The 17,421-nt window shown below is 75.1% G+C and carries 12 protein-coding genes and 1 tRNA gene; 2 read left to right on the top strand and 11 right to left on the bottom strand.

Annotated elements, in window-relative coordinates:
* Window position 1: 1 nt before the first annotated feature.
* The 6 genes from Val02_RS40225 to Val02_RS40200 all read right to left on the bottom strand — a co-directional run bounded on the left by Val02_RS40225 (window position 2) and on the right by Val02_RS40200 (window position 8,632).
* On the bottom strand, window positions 2-1,588 hold the full coding sequence (locus tag Val02_RS40225) for an ankyrin repeat domain-containing protein (protein ID WP_203904598.1): 1,587 nt from the start codon (window positions 1,586-1,588) through the stop codon (window positions 2-4).
* The gene (locus Val02_RS40220) at window positions 1,573-2,964 is read right to left on the bottom strand and encodes an ankyrin repeat domain-containing protein (protein WP_203904597.1); all 1,392 of its coding nucleotides are present in this window, start codon (window positions 2,962-2,964) and stop codon (window positions 1,573-1,575) included. The genes Val02_RS40225 and Val02_RS40220 overlap by 16 nt, the downstream gene beginning before the upstream one ends.
* Window positions 2,961-4,826 carry an ankyrin repeat domain-containing protein gene (locus tag Val02_RS40215; protein ID WP_203904596.1) on the bottom strand — a complete coding sequence of 622 codons (1,866 nt, stop codon included), beginning with the start codon at window positions 4,824-4,826 and terminating at the stop codon, window positions 2,961-2,963. The genes Val02_RS40220 and Val02_RS40215 overlap by 4 nt, the downstream gene beginning before the upstream one ends.
* Window positions 4,827-4,885: 59 nt before the next feature.
* Window positions 4,886-6,826 (bottom strand): ankyrin repeat domain-containing protein, encoded by a 1,941-nt coding sequence (locus Val02_RS40210; RefSeq protein ID WP_203904595.1) that lies wholly within the window; start codon window positions 6,824-6,826, stop codon window positions 4,886-4,888.
* Between the two features lie 42 nt (window positions 6,827-6,868).
* Window positions 6,869-6,940, bottom strand: a tRNA-Leu gene (locus Val02_RS40205).
* The gene (locus Val02_RS40200; protein ID WP_203904594.1) at window positions 6,920-8,632 is read right to left on the bottom strand and encodes a histidinol-phosphate aminotransferase family protein; all 1,713 of its coding nucleotides are present in this window, start codon (window positions 8,630-8,632) and stop codon (window positions 6,920-6,922) included. The genes Val02_RS40205 and Val02_RS40200 overlap by 21 nt, the downstream gene beginning before the upstream one ends.
* 86 nt (window positions 8,633-8,718) lie before the next feature.
* Here Val02_RS40200 and Val02_RS40195 point away from each other — a divergent pair, with 86 nt between their 5' ends.
* Window positions 8,719-10,404 (top strand): ATP-binding protein, encoded by a 1,686-nt coding sequence (locus Val02_RS40195; protein WP_203904593.1) that lies wholly within the window; start codon window positions 8,719-8,721, stop codon window positions 10,402-10,404.
* A gap of 49 nt (window positions 10,405-10,453) precedes the next feature.
* Here Val02_RS40195 and Val02_RS40190 read toward each other — a convergent pair whose 3' ends face one another.
* The 5 genes from Val02_RS40190 to Val02_RS40170 form a co-directional block, all read right to left on the bottom strand.
* On the bottom strand, window positions 10,454-11,401 hold the full coding sequence (locus tag Val02_RS40190) for a TolB family protein (RefSeq protein WP_203904592.1): 948 nt from the start codon (window positions 11,399-11,401) through the stop codon (window positions 10,454-10,456).
* A gap of 111 nt (window positions 11,402-11,512) precedes the next feature.
* Window positions 11,513-12,121, bottom strand: coding sequence for a MarR family winged helix-turn-helix transcriptional regulator (locus tag Val02_RS40185; RefSeq protein WP_203904591.1), 609 nt, complete (start codon window positions 12,119-12,121; stop codon window positions 11,513-11,515).
* Window positions 12,122-12,263: 142 nt separating this feature from the next.
* Entirely contained in the window at window positions 12,264-12,950 is a 687-nt protein-coding gene (locus tag Val02_RS40180; RefSeq protein WP_203904590.1) for an ABC transporter ATP-binding protein, read from the bottom strand.
* Entirely contained in the window at window positions 12,951-13,640 is a 690-nt protein-coding gene (locus Val02_RS40175; protein ID WP_203904589.1) for an ABC transporter ATP-binding protein, read from the bottom strand.
* Complete coding sequence (locus tag Val02_RS40170) at window positions 13,627-16,260, bottom strand: FtsX-like permease family protein (protein WP_203904588.1); 2,634 nt, start codon at window positions 16,258-16,260, stop codon at window positions 13,627-13,629. The genes Val02_RS40175 and Val02_RS40170 overlap by 14 nt, the downstream gene beginning before the upstream one ends.
* Before the next feature lie 219 nt (window positions 16,261-16,479).
* Here Val02_RS40170 and Val02_RS40165 point away from each other — a divergent pair.
* Window positions 16,480-17,421, top strand: a 942-nt coding sequence (locus Val02_RS40165; protein ID WP_203904587.1) for a cbb3-type cytochrome c oxidase subunit I, incomplete at its 3' end; no start/stop codon positions are given.

Here is a 17,421-nt window from a genome sequence, read left to right as displayed (position 1 = left end):
GCTACCGGTCCGCGCCGGCGTCGCGCAACGCCCGGAGGAGTTCCGGGGCGGCGCCGGCCCGGGTCGCGCGGTGCAGCGGCGTCGCGCCGAGCCCGCCGGTGCGGTACCGCTGGCGGCGGTGGTGCCCGTCGGGTTCGTTCGGGTCGAGACCGGCCGCCACGAGCCGGCCGACCAGTGCGACCGCGTCCGCGCCGTGCAGGCAGGCGAGCAGGTGCAGCAGGCCGCCGCCGTGTCGCGGGCGCACCAGCGTCGGGTCGAGACCCGCGTCGAGCAGCCGCAGCAGCTCGCCGGCGTCGCCGTGGCGGACCGAGTTGATCGTGTGCAGGAGGAGCCTGCGCAGGTGGCGCGGCCAGTTCCCGATGTGGTGCTCGGCGAAGCCGCCCCGCCAGAGCGTCAGCTGTTCCAGGCAGCGGATCGGCCGGCCGCCGAGCGCGGTGAGGACCCGTTCGCGGGTGATCTGCGCGGCCGTGTGGTCGGTCAGGTGCACCGTGCCGCCCGTGACGACGAGCCGGTGCGGGCCGCCGCCGCACCACTGCGTCACCACCAGCGGCGGCTCCCGGAAATCGGGTCGCGGCGGCGCGTAGCGGTGCGGTCCGGGCAGGTCAGGGAAGAGCGACGCCTGCACCAGGGGATGCAGGTGCTCCGGACGCGGCGGCTCCGGGCCGAGCGCGGCCTGCCAGGAGACGCGCGGCAGGCGCACGACGTCGGGGCCCGGATGGCGACCGTGTCGCGCCCACAGGGTCGCACCGCCGCCCGGCTCCAGGGTCAGGACGGGATCGGCCGCCCACCCCCGCACCCGGTGTTCGGGCGGGTGGCCGCCGCGCGGTGCGCTCGCGCGCAGCGCCTCCGCGGCGAGGGTGGACAGCGCCAGCAGGTGCCGGCCGTGGGTGAAGCGCCAGGTGGCCGCGGCGGGTGGCGGGTCGGCGGCGGCGCCGGTCGCGTACCGGATCCCCGCCGCGGACAGGGCGCGCGCCGGCGGGCCCGGGTCCTTCGGGTCGGGGAACTGGAGGAGGGTGAGCCACTCGGTCCACGCCGGGCGGTCTTCTTCCGGCGGGGCAACGGTGGGCAGCTCCGCGCGGGTGAGCGGGGTGCCGTCGCGGTGGAAGAACGGCGCGCGCTCGCCGCCGCCGATGCGCTGCCGCAGCTCGGCCGTGCGCCGAACGTCCCACAGGTGGCGCTGGTCCTCCCAGCGTTCGACCCGGGCCGGCGACCGGCGCGGGCGGGCCGACACGTACAGGCGCAGCCGCTGCGGCCAGTCCAGCGCCTCCACGAACAGCCGCGCCCCGGGCGAGTAGGCCGCCAGGCACAGCGTGCTCGCCGTCTCCAGCAGGCTGCCCTCGCTCCTGCGGTACCGGTCGCGGGGGAAGTGCCAGCGCAGCAGGTCCGGAACGAGGTGCGCCAGATCCTCCTCCAGCGCCCCGGCGACGGCCGGCCCGTGCTCCCGGCCGATGCCCCGCAGGTCGACGTCGACGACCACGCCGGCCCGGTCGCACGCGCCGCGCCGGTCGCCGGACTCGCGCAGCGCGGTCGCCTCGGCGAGCCGGCCGGCGGGCAGGCGGTACGGCAGGGGCGTCAGCCAGGGCTCCACGCACGCTCCTCCAGCAGCGCCAACAGGTCGCGCCGGGCGCGAAACGTCAGGTCCTCGACCATCCGCGCGCCCGCGTCGCCGGCCGGCGGGCGGGCGCCGAGGTCGAGCAGCGTGCGGAAGAGCTCGGGCGTGCCGCGACCGCCCCGCCCGACCCTCCACAGTGGAGTGTGGCCCCACAGGTCGGCCTCGTCGACGGGGATTCCGGCCGCCACGAGCCGGCGCGCCAGCGCCGGAGCCACCCGGGCGTCGAAGCAGGTGAGCAGGTGCAGCAGGCTGCCCCGGCGCCAGGTGCGCACCAGCGCCGGGTCGAGGCCGGCGTCGAGCAGTCGGTGCAGTTCGTCGGCGTCGCCGTGCCGGGCCGCCGTGAGCGCGTGCCGGCACAGGGCCCGGAGCCGGCGGGGTGCGTCGGGCCGGGCGCCCCAGGTGGTGCGCCACTCGTGGCGTTCGGCCACGCAGCCGATGCGGGTCGCGCCGAGGGCGCCGAGCGTCTCCTCGCGGGCCACCTCCGCCGCCGGGTGATCCTTCACGTGAACGGTGCCGTCGCCCAGGACCAGCCGGTGGAACCCGCCACCGCACGGGACCCGTACCGCGACCGGCAGCGCGGGCAGGCGCGGGCGCGGCGGCTCGTAGCGGTACGGCGCGGCCAGGTCGGGAAAGAGCGACTCCTGCACCAGGGGATGCAGGTGCTCGGGACGCAGCCGGCCCTGGCGCGGCAGGAACGGGTCGATCGCCGGCAGCCACCCGGGATCCCCGGACGGCTCGTGCCGGTGCCCCCGGTCCAGCCACGGCCGGGTCCCGGCGTGGTGCAGCGTCTGCCACTCGGTCCACGCCGCGCGGTCCTCCTCGGGCGGCGGCGCGGTGGGCAGTTCGGCGCGGGTCAGCGGGGTGCCGTCGCGGTGGAAGAACGGGGCGCGCCGGTCGCCGCCGACGAACTGCCGCAGCCCGGCCGTGTACCGGGAGTCCCACAGGTGCCGCCGGTCGTACCACGGCACCGTGCCGGTCGACGGCACCGCGACGAACACCCGCAACCGCTGCGGCCAGTCCGTCGCGTGGGCGAGGAGCCGTAGCCCGCTCGGCGCGTGCCGGTAGAGCGCGAGACCCAGCGTGACGTACCGGGCGAACAGCCCGTCCCGCTCCCGCGGCGGGCCGGGGAAGTGCCAGCGCAGCAGGTCCGGGACGAGGTGCGCCAGATCCTCCTCGACCTGGGCGGCGAAGCGGGCGGTGTGGTGGCGCGCGAGGTCGGACAGGTGCACGTCGACGTCCACGCCGGCGCTCTCGCAGGCGCCGCGCCGGTGGCCGGCCGCACGGCGTTCGGTCGCCTCGGCCAGCATGCGTGCGGGCAGCCGGTACCGCTTGCCGGTCAGCCAGGTCTTCACGGACGCTCCTCCTCGTCCAGCAGCGCCGCCGTCGCGTCGTCGCCGCGTTCCTCGGCGATGATCACCAGGGGGCGCCCGAACCGGTCCGTGACCGTGCGGTCGGCACCGGCCCGCAGCAGCGCCCGCACCGCCGGCACCGAACCGGTGTCGACGGCCCGCACCAGCGGAGTCTCCCCGAAGCGGTCCCGCGCCCCGACCGGCACGCCCGCGTCCACGAGCAGCCGCACCGTTTCCTCCGCGTCCGCCCCCCGCACCAGGTGCAACGCCGTGCGGCGGGCGGCGCCGAGCGTGGCCGACGGGTCGGCGCCGGCGTCCAGCAGCGCCCGCACGGTGGCCGCCGGTGCGCCGCCGCGCACCCCGAACAGCAGCGGTGTCGTGCCCGTGCGGTCGGCGGCGTTCGGGTCCTCGCCGGCCGCGATCAGCCGCCGCACGACGGCCGGTGCGTGTTCGGGGGCGATGCCCGCGAGCAGGTGCGCGAGCGTGTGGCCGTCGCGGGTGCGCATCAGCGTCGGGTCGAGGCCGGCGTCGAGCAGGCGCAGGAGTTCGGGGCCGTCGCCGTGGCTGGCGGCGAGGATCGCGTGCCGGCGCAGGATCCGCACCGGCCGGGGCGGATGGGCGCGCCAGCGCTCCCGGACGGTGGCGCAGCCGATCGGGGTGCCGCCGAGGGCGGCGACGGCGCGTTCGCGGGCCAGTTCGGCCGGGGAGTGGGCCGGGAGGTGCAGGGTGTTGTCGGCGACGGTGGCCGGGTGCCAGTCACCGCCGCACGCGACGCGCACGGTCAGCGGGAGCGGCGGGATCTCCGTCGGCGGCGGCACGTAGCCCGCCACACCGCCTGCCGGGGCGCGACCGCCACGACTCCCGGCGACGCGGTCGGCCTCCGCGCGGTCGCGGCCGGCGGGCTGCGGCGCGGCGGTCGGGCCGTGTGCGGCGGGGCCTTCCGTGGGGGCGAGGGCGGGGAAGAGCGCCGTGCGGACCAGGGGGTGCAGGTGATCCGGGCGGAGCAGGCCGGCGCGGAGCAGGTCGAGGTCGGCCGGACGTTCCCACGAGAGCTGCGGAAGGAGCGGCAGGTCGTGCGGCGCGCCCACGAGCCGGACCACCGGCTGGGCCGCGCTGAGGTCGACGGCGAGCGCCACGTGGCGGTGCGGGTCGGGCGGCGCGAGGGCGACCACGTCCGCGCCGAACCGCCGCGCGTCGGCCAGCAGCGTCGTGAACGCCACGCGCGGATCACCGAGCGCCTCGAACCACGCCTCCGCGTCGACGGCGCGCGCGACGGCGAAGCCGGCCTCCTCCCACGCCCGCACGAACTCGCCGGCCTCGTGCCGCAGCGTGGTCCACTCCGTCAGCGCGGCGGGGTCGTCGCCGGACGGCCGCTGCTTCGGGAGTTCGGCCGGGGTGCCGTCGGGCTCGAAGAACGGCGTGCGGTCGCCGCCGCCGACGCGGTGCCGCAGTTCGTCGGCGTGCCGGGCGTCCCACAGGTGCCGCAGGTGCCGCCAGTCCTGGACGGCGCGGGCGCGGGGCCGGCGGCCGAACGACGGCTCCCGATCGGCCGCCGGCCGAAGCACCAGGCGCTGCGGATGATCGCGGCGTTCCGGGGAGTGCACCGTGAGGCCGTCGTCGGTGAGCCGGGCGACGACACCGATCCGGAACAGGCCGTCGCCGGGCTCCCGGGGGAAGTGCCAGCGCAGCAGGTCGGGTACCAGGTGCGGGAGGTCCGCTGCGGCGGCGGCCGCGGCCGCGGGCTCGACGTCGACGCCGGCCGTCGCGCAGGCACCCCGCCAGTCGCCCGCGAGCCGCAGCTCGGTCGCGCGGGCGAGCATCCACCCGGGGAGCCCGTACCGCCGGCCGGTCAACGTCCCGATCACATCGATCTACTCATAATTCCAGGTTCACCCATGAACGCGGGCCGGCCCCGGCCTCGCCGTCAACCCTCGTCCAGCAGCGCCACGAGGTCGGGTCGGCCCACCTGTTCGGCCACGGCCACGGTGGTCGGTCCCCACCCGTCCCGGACCGGTCGGGCGCCGGCGTCGAGCAGCCCCCGCACGAGCGCGGCCGGCGGGCTGAGCGAGATCGCGGCGTGCAGCGGCGTGCGGGCGAACGTGTCCTCCGCGTCCAGCGGCGCGCCGGCCGCGAGCAGCCGGGGCAGCACCCGCACGGCGTCCGGGCCGTGCAGCAGGTGCAGGGCGTGCGACTCGTACATGTCGGTGGCCCGCGGGTCGGCCCCGGCGTCGAGGAGCGCGTCGACCAGGGCCGCCGAACCGCCGTCGAGGAGCACCGCGTGCAGCGGGGTGCGTTCGTGGCTGTCGGTGGCGTCGACGTCGAGGCCGGCGTCGACGAGGCGGCGCACCAGCGCGGGTGCCCGTTCCCGGTCGAGGCAGGCGAGCAGGTGCAGCAGCGTGCGTTGCTGCCGGGTGATGACGATCCGCGGGTCGAGCCCGGCGTCGAGCAGCCGCACGAGGGCGTCGGTGTCGCCGTGCCGGGCGGCGAGGATCGCCTGGTGGCGCAGCTGCCGAACGACCCGCGGCACCCGCCCGGGGCGTTCCCACGCGCGGGTGGCGGCGACGCAGCCGATGACCGGCCCGCCCAGGGAGCCGAGGACGCGTTCCCGCGTGATCTCCTCGGCGGTGTGGTCGGGGTGGCGTACGGGGCCGTGTCCCAGTTCGACCGAATGCCAACCGGTACCGCAGCGGACCCGGACGGTCGACGGGAACGCGGGGAGGTCGGGCGCCGGTGGTCGGTAGGCGGTGGCCGGACGGTCCGGGAAGAGGGCCGCGGCGACCAGCGGGTGCAAGGCCTCCGGGGTGATCCGGCCGGCGCGCAGCAGGGCGAGGTCCGGCGAACGGCTCCAGAGGACGGACGGCAGGGCCGGCAGCGTCCGCGCGTGCTCCACAGTGGACAGTCGCAGGACCGGCCCGTCGGACGTGAGGTCCAGGATCGGGTGGACCCGCGCCCGGACCGGCGGTCGCATGGCCACGATGCCGCGGTCGCCGACCGCCCGGCGGGCGTCGTCGACGAGCGTGGCGTGCGAGATCCGCATCAGGTGCAGGAGCTCCGGGCCGCCGTGGCCGTAGTAGCGGTAGACGCCCTGCTCGGGCTCGGTCAGGTCGAGCCGGATGCCGGCCGCGCGCCAGACGCGGGCCAGCGCGTCGTCCTCGGCGCTCGTGCCGCGCCGGGCGGCGTCGTCGCCGACGCGGGCTTCGGCGGCCCGGGCTTCGGCGGCCCGGGCTTCGGCGGCCTCGGCCAGCAGGGTGAGGTACTCGGTCCTGGCCGCCCGGTCCGCGGCGGAGGGCCGGCCCGGCGGGTCAGGGACGCGCGGAAGAAGGCCGTGGGCGTCGGCCGCCCCGCGCGAAGAGGCGTCGCGCTCGAAGAACGGCGTGCGCTCGGCGCCGCCGAGCCGCTCCCGCAGCGCGTCCGTGTGCCGCGCGTCCCACAGGTGCCGGGCCTGCTCCCAGGACTCGACGAGCGGCGCCCGCCGCCAGTTCTCCACCGCCGCCGGATCCCAGGGGAGGACGCGCAGGGTGAGGCGCTGCGGGCGTTCGTGGCAGTCGGGCGGGATCACCTGGAGGCACCACCGCCGCTCGTAGGTGGCCAGCCGGACCGGCGTCGCCGGGCGCAGCAGCCCCGCGCCGCCGGCGGCCTCGCGGGGGAAGTGCCAGCGCAGCAGGTCGGGCACGAGGTGCCGGAGATCCTCCGCGACGCCGGCAGGGGCCGTCGCGAGATCGATGTCGACGTCGACGCCGGCGGCCGCGCAGGCCCCGCGCCAGTCGCCGGCGAGGCGCAGTGCGGTGGCGCGTTCGACGACGGCGGCGGGCAGCCCGTACCGGCGTGCGGCCAGCCATCCGGCGGCTTCTCCCGGAGGAATCACGGCGGCTCCCCTCGGTGGTCGACCGGCGATGATCGCGGGCGATGGGGCCGGCCGGATTCGAACCGGCGTCCTCCAGCTTGAGTGCGGGCGCGACTACCTCTGCGCTACGACCCCATCGCGCGCAGACAGTACCGCGTCGATGATCCGCGCGTGTTCCCGCTCCGGACGGACCGAGACGCGAACGGCCCGTCCCCGGTAAAGAGCCGACAGGTCCGACAGGTCCCGCAGGTAGACCCCGTCCCGCCGGGCCCGCGCCACGCATTCTCCCGCCGAGGGAACGTCGACCAGCACGAAGTTCCCGGCGACGTCGTCGTCCACGGTGGCACCGCGCTCGCGGAGCGCACCCGCCAGTTTCCGGCGCAGTTCGGCCGTCTCCGCCCAGCGCGCGGCGTACCAGGCCGGGTCGGCGAGTGCGCGCACGGCGGCGATCTGGCCCGGCAGGCCGACCTGCCACGGCGGCGTCCACCGGCGCAGTTCCGCCGCGGCGGCCGGGTCGGTCACCAGGTACGCCACCCGCACGCCGGACAGCGCGTACACCTTCGACATCGACTTGCAGACGACGACGTTCGGGCTCCCGGCGGCGAGGCCCTCCAGCGACCCGCCGCCGGTGTACTCCAGATAGGCCTCGTCGACCCAGACCCGCGTGCGCGGGGGCGCCTGCGCGAGGGCGGCGGCCAGGTCCGGCTCGTAGCGGCCGGTCGGATTGTTCGGGTTGACCAGCACGACCAGGTCGTAGCGCCCGCTCCCGAGCGCGTCGCCGAGCCGCCGGTTGTCGAGCCGCCAGTCCTCGTCGGGGTGCAGCGGCAGCCGGTCCACCCGCGCGCCCACGACGTTCTCCAGGACGTGCGCGTACTCGCCGTAGGTCGGCTCCGGCAGCAGCACCCGGCTGGCCGGCGACAGCCACCGGCCGAACGCCCGGAACACCAGATCCGACGAGCCGGCCCCGACGGCGATCGCCTCCGGCGGCACACCCCGCGCCGCGCTGATCGCCGCCACGAGCCCGTCGGCATGGGTCGGCGGCGACGAACGGGTGATCCAGCCGGCGTGCCCGCGCAGGGCCTCCACCGCCCCCGGTGCCGGTGGGAACCACGCGTCGAGCACGTCGGCCGGGATGATCCGCTCGCGCCGTTCCAGGGTGTCGAAGCCGCTGCCGATCGCGGCGAACGACGCCCCGCCGTGAAACGCTCCGGCCGCGCCGGACGGTTGCCACGGCATCGGCAGGTCCCACCGCGTCAGCGCCCGCTCCAGCGCACGGCGCTTCCCGGCGGCGCGTTCGGCCAGCCCGGCGACCTCGGCCTCCAGCAGCTCGAACGTCACCTCCCCGCTGCGGAACCGGTGCCCCACCGGCCGCAGCCCCGCACGGGTGTAGAGGCTCAGCACCTCGGCCCGCCCGATGGCCACCACGCGACGGCCCCCGTGCGCCTGCACCCACCGCAGCGCCGCGTACATCAGCAGCCCCGCCGCCGCGCTCGACCGATGCCCCCGCGGCACCGTGAGCAGCCGCACCTCGAACAGCCCCGAGGCGTCGCGCAGCGGCGGCCAGTCGGCGCGCCGCAGGTACTTGTCGATCGAGTACCGGCCGAGCCACGGCGGCGTGACGCTGACGAACCCGACGATCTCGTCCCCGCTGCCGGTGGGCCCCCGGCCCTTCGTGGCCGCGACGATGAAGACGTTCTCGCCGTCGAGGTCGTCGGTGAGCGCACCGTCGTCGTTGCGGGGGTGCTGGCCCAGCTCGGCGGCGTAGACGTCGTGCCGGATCCGGCGGATCTCGAGGAGGTCGCCGTCCGTGGCGATGCGCAGTTCCATCCCGGCAGCCTGCCACCACCGCGGTGGACAGGCATGGGTATGAATACTCAGTCCGGTCGGGTAGCGGATATACGACGCTGTAAGCAATGACCGAACCGCAGCAGGGCGAGCGTCGGGCCGACCGGACCGACGCGGCGATGCTGTCCCTCCTGGAAACCGTCGCGCGCTCGGCCAACGAGGCCGAGTCCCTGGACGACGCCGGGCGCCAGACGCTCGACGCGGTGTGCCGCACCACCGGCTGGCCGGTCGGCCACATGGCCCTGCCGTCGGCGGAGGAACCGACGACGTTCGTCTCCAGCGGGGTGTGGGTGCTGCCGGCCGGCGACGACTTCGGCGTGCTGCGTTCGATCACCGAGACGATGCGCTTCCCGCCGGGCGTCGGCATCATCGGCACCGTCGCGGCGACCGGCGAGCCGACCTGGTCCCAGGACGTGCCGAACGATCCGAACTTCGTGCGCGCCCAGCAGGATGTCGACCTCGGCGTCGCGTCGGCGTTCGCGTTCCCGGTGTGGGGGCGCGACGGGGTGGCGGCCGTGCTGGAGTTCTTCAGCCGCCGGCAGCTGGCCGTCGACGCGGAACTGCTGCGCGTGATGGGCACCGTCGGCGTGCAGCTCGGCCGCGTCGCCGACCGGATGCAGGCCCGCCGCGAACTGGAGGCCGGCGCCCGCAGGCTGGAACAGATCATCGAGACCTCGGCGGAGGCGTTCGTCTCGATCGACGAGGAGAGCCGCATCACCGGGTGGAACGCGGCCGCGGAGAACATGTTCGGGCTGCCCCGCGATCTGGTGCTCGGGCAGCCGCTGGCCGAGACGATCATCCCGCCGGGGCTGCGCGCGGCGCATCACGAGGGGCTGGCCCGGTTCCTCGCCACCGGGGAGAAGCGCGTCATCGGCAAGCGCATCGAGATCACCGCGTGGCGGGCCGACGGCGAGTTCCCCGTCGAACTGGCGATCTGGGCGCTGCACGAGGGCGGGCGCTGGTCGTTCAACGCGTTCCTGCACGACGTGCGGGACCGGCGGCGCGCCGAGGAACGCCTCCGCGAGGCCTACGAGACGGAACGCGCGACCGCCGCCCGGCTGCGCGCGCTCGACGAGGCGAAGGACGAGTTCGTGGCGACCGTCTCCCACGAGCTGCGCACGCCGTTGACCAGCATCAGCGGCTATCTCGAACTCCTGCTCGACGGCGACGCCGGCGAGGTGCCCCGCCACCAGCAGCGGATGCTGACGACGATGGCGCGCAACGCGACCCGGCTGCGCGCGCTCATCGAGGACCTGCTGCTGATCAACCAGATGCGGGCCGGCACGCTCAACCTGGAGAAGGAGCCGACCAGCATCCCGGGCGTGGTGACGCGGGCCCTCCGTTCGGTGACCGGCCAGGCGAACGCCCACGACCAGCGCTTCGACGTCGACCTCGACCCGACGCTCGAACCCGTCCGCGCCGACCCGGCGCACCTGGAACGCGCGCTGCGGGCCCTGTTCAGCAACGCGATCAAGTTCAGTCCGGAGGGCGCCGTGGTGACGGTGCGCGGGCGGCGGTTGGACGGTTCCGTCGAACTGGCCGTCACCGACCGCGGGGTCGGCATCCCGGCCGACGAGGTGCCGCAGCTCTTCGAGCACTTCTACCGGGCGCGGCACGCCAACGCCGAGGCGGTGCAGGGCGCCGGCCTCGGGCTGACGATCGCCCGCCGCATCGTCGAGGAACACGGCGGACGGATCGAGGTCCAGTCGTCACCCGGCGAGGGCTCGACCTTCACGGTGTGCCTACCGGCGTGAGACGCGACGAAGGGCCGGCTCCTGCGCCGGCCCCTCGTTTGCTTGATCGTCAGGCCCGGACCGAGGGCTGCGAGCCCTGGCGGAACGGCGTGCGGGCGCCGCTCGCGAGGTCCACCAGCACCAGCCAGGAACGCCCGTCGTGCCTGCCGGCCACCAGGGCCTTGCCGGTCGCGCCGACGTACGCCAGTTCGCGGTCCTGCGCGGAACCGACCTGCCGGTGCGCGGTGCCGTCGGCGTTGGCCTCGGTGACGTGCACCTGCTCGCCCTCGGCGGCGGTGGTCCAGGAGACCTTCGAGCCGTCGGCGTTGAACGCCGGCACCGTGGCGAAGCCGTCCGCGCTGCCGCCGCCGCCGAAGCCGGCGAGGGTGCGTTCCATGCCGGTGGTCAGGTTGCCGATGGAGAGGCAGTTGTCGAAGACGCTCTCGCAGTCCCCGCCGCGGAACGCGATCTTCGTGCCGTCGGGCGACCAGGCGACCGCGTCGTCCTTGCTCAGCCGGGTGGCGAGGTCGCCGGTGGCGGGGCCGTTAGGGGCGGTCGGCGCGGGAGCGGCCTGGTCCTTGCAGGCCGCCGGGAAGAGCACCTCCGGTGCGCCGTGCGGGGCGGCGGCGCGGACCCGGTACACGCCCGGGCCGCCCAGGCAGGCCGGCGCGGAGTAGGCGATCCACTGCCCGTCGGGGGAGTAGGCGGCACCGGCGGCGGCGCCCTCGGTGACGCGGTGCTTGTCGGCGCCGTCGGCGTTCATCTGCCACAGCTCGCCGCCGTGCAGGTAGGCGATCCGGGCGCCGTCGGTCGACCAGCGGGGCCGCGAGTTGCCGTCGGCCTCGGTGAGGCGGGTCTCGCCGGCGCCGCGCGTCACGTAGATCGCGCCGTCGCGGGCGTAGGCCACGTCGCGATCGAGGGTCGGGGCGGCGGCTGCCTGGGCGGCGGTGCCGGTCAGCGCGAGCGCGGCGATGCCGGAGCCAAGGACCAGAGCCGTGCGAAGAGCGGTGGTGATCATCGCTGTCGTCCCCCGATGTCAGCGTGGTGTTTCTCTGCCGACATGCACGTCGGCGCACCCCGGCTGCACCTGAGCGATACCGCGCAGGAACCGAGCGGAAACTTCAGCTAATCAGTTCTGCGGCTCGTCCGTGGACTGTTCGGGGCAACGCAACCGCAACTCGCGGAAACCGAACGGCGCGTCCACGTACCAGCAGTGGTGCGGCGTCTCCGACCCCGGATGCGCGTACCCGTCGAAGAACCGGCAGGTGAGGCAGATCCGGGTGACCGGGATGCGCCCCTCCCGCTGCAGCGTGGCGATCTGCTTCGTGACGAGGTCGAGCACCTGTTGCTGCTCCACCTCGTCCAGCTCGTCGACCTCGGCCAGCAGGTCGTCGGCCCAGTTGGCCAGGTCCGGAACGGCCGCCTCGCCCCGCCCGGTCAGGCTGACCCGCACCTCGTCCGGCGCGTACGAGGGGGAGGGCCGCATCTGCACCAGTCCCTCGCGGGCCAGCGCGCCGCTGGTGGCGACGACCGCCTGCAGCGTCATGGCCAGCTCGTGCGCCAGCTCCGTCACCCGGTACGTGCGCGAACGCCGCGCGAGTACGAGCAGGAGCTGCTGCTGCGCCATGGTCCGCTCGACCGTCGGCGCCGCGCCCTCGGGCACGGTGTCGTGCTGGGTGGTCACGGCGACCCGGACCAGCCCGGCGGCGAGCCGGCTCACGATCGTGTCGGATCCCACGCCAGCGTCCATCTGCGTCCTTAGAACCGTGTCTCCCGTGACTGACGCTCAGCTGATCAGAAACGTGCGGAGCGTGCGTATCACCGGCAACTGTAACCACCGGGTGTCACCTGAGTGAACCCGATGCGTGGACCGTGGACGGTCAGCGGGCGGACGCCGCCGGACGGGCACCCGGGCGGTCGTCCGAGACCACCCGTCCGTCCGCCAGAGTGATCACCCGGTCGGCCAGGTCGATCACGGCCTCGTCGTGGCTGGAGATGAGCACGACGTTGCCGGCGTAGGCGTGCGCCCGAAGCAGCGCCACGACCAGCAAAATTCGGTCCCGGTCCTGGTGGCCGGTGGGTTCGTCGCCGAGCAGCACGGGTGGGAGCAGGCGCAGCGCGCGGGCGATGGCGGTGCGCTGCTGCTCGCCGCCGGAGGTCAACGACGGGTACCGGTCGGCCAGGTGGCCGATCTCCAGGCCGTCGAGCAGCTCCGCGGTGCGGCGTCCCGGACCCGCGTCGGGGTCCAGGAGCGCGGGCAGTTCGACGTTCTCGGCCACCGTGAGTTCATCCAAAAGAGCTAATCCTTGTGGAACGAACGCCAGGTGCCGCCAGGTCAGTGACTCCGGCGGTGCGTCGGGAGGCAGCGGTTCGGCGAACCGGACCCGGCCGGCGTCGGCGCGTTCGAAGCCGGCGATGATCGACAGCAGCGTCGTCTTGCCCGAGCCGGAGGGCCCCGCCGCGACGGTCAGTTCGCCGGGGCCGAGCGTGAGCGAGACGTCGTCCAGCGCGGTCACCGTCTCCGCCCCGCGCCGGAACCTGCGCGTGAGGTGCTCGACCTCGATCATTTAACTAACCCCGTTCACTACGCGGCCGTCGCGCATCCTGATCACGCGGTCGGCGCGGCGGGCCACCGCCGGGTCGTGCGTGGCCGCCACGATCGCCACCCCGGTCTCCGTCAGCGCCGCGAACGCCGCCAGCACCGAGTCAACCGTCCCGTGGTCGAGCTGGCCGGTGGGCTCGTCGGCGACCAGCACCGCCGGCGGCCCCAGCGCGGCGAACCCGATCGCGGTGCGCTGCTGCTCGCCGCCGCTGAGCTGCTTGGGTAGGTGTCCCGCGCGGTCGGCCATGCCCAGCCGGTCCAGCATCTCCTCGATCTGCGGGTCCCCGGCCGGGCGTCCACGCAGCCGCGCGCCCAGTTCGAGGTGCTGGCGCACGGTCAGGTACTCCAGCAGGTTGTCCGCCGGGGACTGGAAGAGGAAGCCGATCCGCTCCCGGCGCAGCCGCACCCGGGCCCGCCGGGACAGCGGCGTCACGTCGGTCCCGTCCACGGTCACCGAACCGGTGTCGGCCCGGTCCACGCACGCGAGCAGGCGCAGCAGCGTCGACTTGCCCGATCCGGAGGGCCCCATCAGGGCGGTGAACGACCCGCGGGGCAGGTCGAGGTCCACGCCGCGCAGCGCCGGCACGTCCCGCCCCTCCAGATGGTAGGAACGGACGACGTCCCGGCACGTGACAGCAGGTTCAGCCGACGTCACGCAGCACCTCCGCGGGTGTGGCCCGGCCGACCCGGCGCTGGGCGTAGCCGACGGCCAGGAACGCGATCACGGCCACCGCGGCGGCCGTCCCGACGAGCGCGGCCCCCGGGAGCGTGACGACGGTCCCCGGCTCCAACCGGCGGTTGATCTCGAACTCGTCGGCGAGCGCGGCCACCAGCCCCGCCGCCAGGGCCATCCCGCCGACCAGGCCGGCGACCAGCGGGGTGGACAGCTCCACGGCCACCGCGAGCAGGTGGCCGCGCGGCCGCAGCCGCATCCGGCGCAGCAGCGCGTACCCCCGCCGATGGACCGGCGCCCGGCTCTCCAGGTACAGCAGCAGGCCGACCGTGGTGATCAGGCCGGTCAGCAGCGACAGCGCCGCCAGATAGTCGAACGTGTACGTCAACGGCTCGAACAGCGTGTTCGCGTACAGCGCGTCGGCGGCCTGGAAGCGGGTGAGCGGCAGGCCGGCCGCGACCGCCGTGCGCCGGATCTCCGCCGGGTCGCCGCGCACCCACAGCTGGTGCACGGCGCGCCTGGCCAGCCCGCCCAGCCGGTCCGGCGTGGTGAGCACGGTCGGGTAGCCGCCCTGGGCGGCCGGCAGCGCCGGCACCTGCGTCACCTCGACCCGGGCCACCTCCTCGCCGCCGAGGAGCATCCCCTGGCTGCCGGAACGCACCGGTGCGCCGGCGAGCGCGCCGCCGTCGCGCAGGGTGGCCACGGCCGCCTCGAGATCCAGGCCGGCCGGCCGGTCGTCCCAGAACGCCCCGTCGGCGAACGTGTCGACGTCGACCGCCACGATGTCGGCCTGGATCTTGCCGACCAGGATCGCGTTGACCCGCTGGACGGCGGCGGCCCGGCCGGCGAACCGCGGCGGGATCGGCGCCGGCTTGGAGAGGCTGAGCACCACGTCGGCGCCGACGACCATGCGCGCCTCGGCGGCGAGCGTGGCGCGCACCGAGCCGGTGACCGTGGCCCCGTACGCCGCGAACGCGATCGGCACCGCCGTCGCCGCGGCCAGCAGGGCCGCCACGGGAGCCTCCCGGGCGAGCCGGCGCGCCGCGAGGAAGAGCGCCGGCGACCGGCCGGGCGGGCGTCCCGAACGGCCGCGCAGCCACCGCGTTCCGCTCCTGCTGAGGAACGCCGAGAGCCCCACGATCACGAGGATCGGCACCACGAGCAGCCGGCCCGGCACCCGGGCGACCGCACCGGAGCCGTCGGAGCTCAGTTCCCGCGAGTCGTCGAGGGTGAACCACAGCGCGACGCCGGCGGCCACGACAAGGAGTTCCCACGGAAGGGCGGCGAGGCGGAAACGGCCGTGCGCGCGGACGACGTCGGTGAGCGACCGGCACCTGACGGCGGCGGCGCAGCCGACGAGCAGTGCCGCCACGACGAACGTCGCACCGGCCGCGGCGAGCGACCGCGGAACCGCCTCGGCGGAGATCACCGGCCCGGGGCCGAGCCACCGCACCAGCGCCAGCGCCACCCCCCAACCGGCGGCCGCCCCGGCCAGCAGCGCGGGCGCCGCCTCGGCCAGCGCCTTCACGCCCAGCGCGGCGGGTCCCACCCCGTGCGCGGCCAGCACGGTCAGCTCCCGGCGCCGCCGCTGCACCCAGAACAGCCCGGCGGCCGCCACGACCAGCAGCCCGACCACCACGCCCGCCCCCGTGATCGGCAGAACGGGCGGCAGCAGGCCCCGCCGGACCAGGTCCGCGCGGTCGAGGTAGCCCGGCAGGCGGGCGGTGACCTGCAACAGCGACAGCGCCGGGTCGGCGTTGAACTTATTACGCAGGGTCTCGATCGCGGCGGCGGTGTCGCGCGCCCGCTCGTACGGCAGGGCCTCGTCGCGCACGGCGTAGTCGATGCGGTGCGTGATGTTCGTGCTGTTGACGCTCGCCGCGTCGACCCACGTCTTCTGGTCCATCAGCAGCAGCGCCGGGATGGGCGTGTTGCCGAACTCCTGCCCCGGCTCGCCCTCGTACTGCGTGCGCACCGTGCACCAGTACTCGTCGAACGGCGTGTTGCGCAGGTCGGTGTAGACGGCCGTGACCGGCAGCGCGACGGCCGGGATCGGGATGTCCTGCCCGGCCGGTCGGATCGTGCGGGCCGGCAGCGTGACGGTGTCGCCGACGCGCAGGCCGTTCTGCTCGGCGAAGCGGTCCGGCAGCCACACGCCCGGCCCGGGACCGCCGGCGACGACCTTCACGTGTGCGGCGAAGTCCGGGCGGGTCATGAAGTTGGCGGCGACGGCCTCACCGCCCGGGCGGGCCTGCGCGCCGCCGCTCCACCACAGCGTGCTCATCGGGTCGCGCAGCTGCGGCGGTGCCAGTCGGGCGGCGGTCGCCTCGCGGTACTCCACCACGCCCGGCAGGGTTCTCGGCACACCCGGCGGCAGGTCGCCGCGCACACCCAGCGGCCCGAACGCCTGCGTGCCGACGATCCACGGGCAGGCCGCGTCGATCTGGTGGTGCAGGGTGGCGTTGCGTGCCGAGGAGAGGAACAGCGGCGCGGCGGCGGCCGGCAGCACGGCCACGAACGCGGCGGCGGCGAGCGCCAGGGCCACGGCGGGCCGACGGGCGAGCAGGAACGGCGCACGGCGCCACGGCGCGAGCCGGAGCATTCAGTCCTCATCCTCGCTGTCGGGTCCCGGGTTCAGTGAGGTTGACCCGGGGGTCACCCGTACGGATGCAGCCGATACCTAATCGTGATCCGGCAGGTCCCGGCACCGAGATCGGCCCCCGCGCCCGGCTTGTGCCGTCGCGAGGACTATCCTGCGGTCGAGGCACGGGTCGACCTTGACAGGACGGCCCACTTGGAAATAGCCGCTCAGGAGGGGCTCGTGACGACCGTCGCACCGAAGCCGATCGTGACCCGGCCCTGGCCGGTCCGGCGGCCGACCAGGGGTTCGGCGATCGGCCGGTTGCTGCGCACCACCGACGCGAAGACGATCGGGCTGATGTACCTGGTCACCTCGTTCGTCTGGTTCTTCATCGGCGGGTTCCTGGCGCTGCTCATGCGCGCCGAGTTGGCCCGGCCGGAGCTGCAGTTCCTGTCGACGGACCAGTTCAACCAGCTGTTCACGATGCACGGCACGATCATGCTGCTGTTCTTCGCGACGCCCATCGTGTTCGCGTTCGCGAACTTCATCACGCCGCTGCAGATCGGTGCGCCGGACGTGTCGTTCCCGCGGCTGAACTCCTTCGCGTACTGGCTGTACGCGTTCGGGAGCACGCTCGCGGTGCTCGGCTTCGTGACGCCGGGCGGCGCCGCCGACTTCGGGTGGACCGCCTACACGCCGCTGTCCGACGCGACGCACTCGCCGGGTGTCGGCGCCGACATGTGGATCCTGGGCCTGGCGCTGTCCGGCCTCGGCACCATCCTCGGCGGCGTCAACATGATCACCACGATCCTGACGCTGCGCGCACCGGGCATGACGTTCTTCCGGATGCCGATGTTCACGTGGAACATCCTGATCACCAGCGTGCTGGTGCTGATGGTCTTCCCGCTGCTGGCCGCCGCGCTCTTCGCCCTGGAGGCCGACCGCAGGCTCGGGGCGCACGTGTTCGACGTCTCCACCGGTGGGCCGATGCTCTGGCAGCACCTCTTCTGGTTCTTCGGCCACCCCGAGGTGTACATCATCGCGCTGCCGTTCTTCGGCATCATCACCGAGGTCATCCCGGTGTTCAGCCGCAAGCCGCTGTTCGGCTACAAGGGGCTGGTCGGCGCGACGATCGCCATCGCGGCGCTCTCGCTGACCGTGTGGGCGCACCACATGTTCGCC

Source organism: Virgisporangium aliadipatigenens, assembly GCF_016863615.1.
Classification (GTDB): Bacteria; Actinomycetota; Actinomycetes; order Mycobacteriales; family Micromonosporaceae; genus Virgisporangium; species Virgisporangium aliadipatigenens.
This window is presented reverse-complemented; position numbering and strand designations above follow the sequence as displayed.

Excerpts from the sequence above, each read along its gene's own strand:
- Val02_RS40200 (WP_203904594.1), bottom strand. The coding sequence starts at position 8,632 with ATGGAACTGCGCATCGCCACGGACGGCGACCTCCTCGAGATCCGCCGG.
- Val02_RS40195 (WP_203904593.1), top strand. The coding sequence starts at position 8,719 with ATGACCGAACCGCAGCAGGGCGAGCGTCGGGCCGACCGGACCGACGCG.
- Val02_RS40190 (WP_203904592.1), bottom strand. The coding sequence starts at position 11,401 with ATGATCACCACCGCTCTTCGCACGGCTCTGGTCCTTGGCTCCGGCATC.
- Val02_RS40180 (WP_203904590.1), bottom strand. The coding sequence starts at position 12,950 with ATGATCGAGGTCGAGCACCTCACGCGCAGGTTCCGGCGCGGGGCGGAG.
- Val02_RS40170 (WP_203904588.1), bottom strand. The coding sequence starts at position 16,260 with ATGCTCCGGCTCGCGCCGTGGCGCCGTGCGCCGTTCCTGCTCGCCCGT.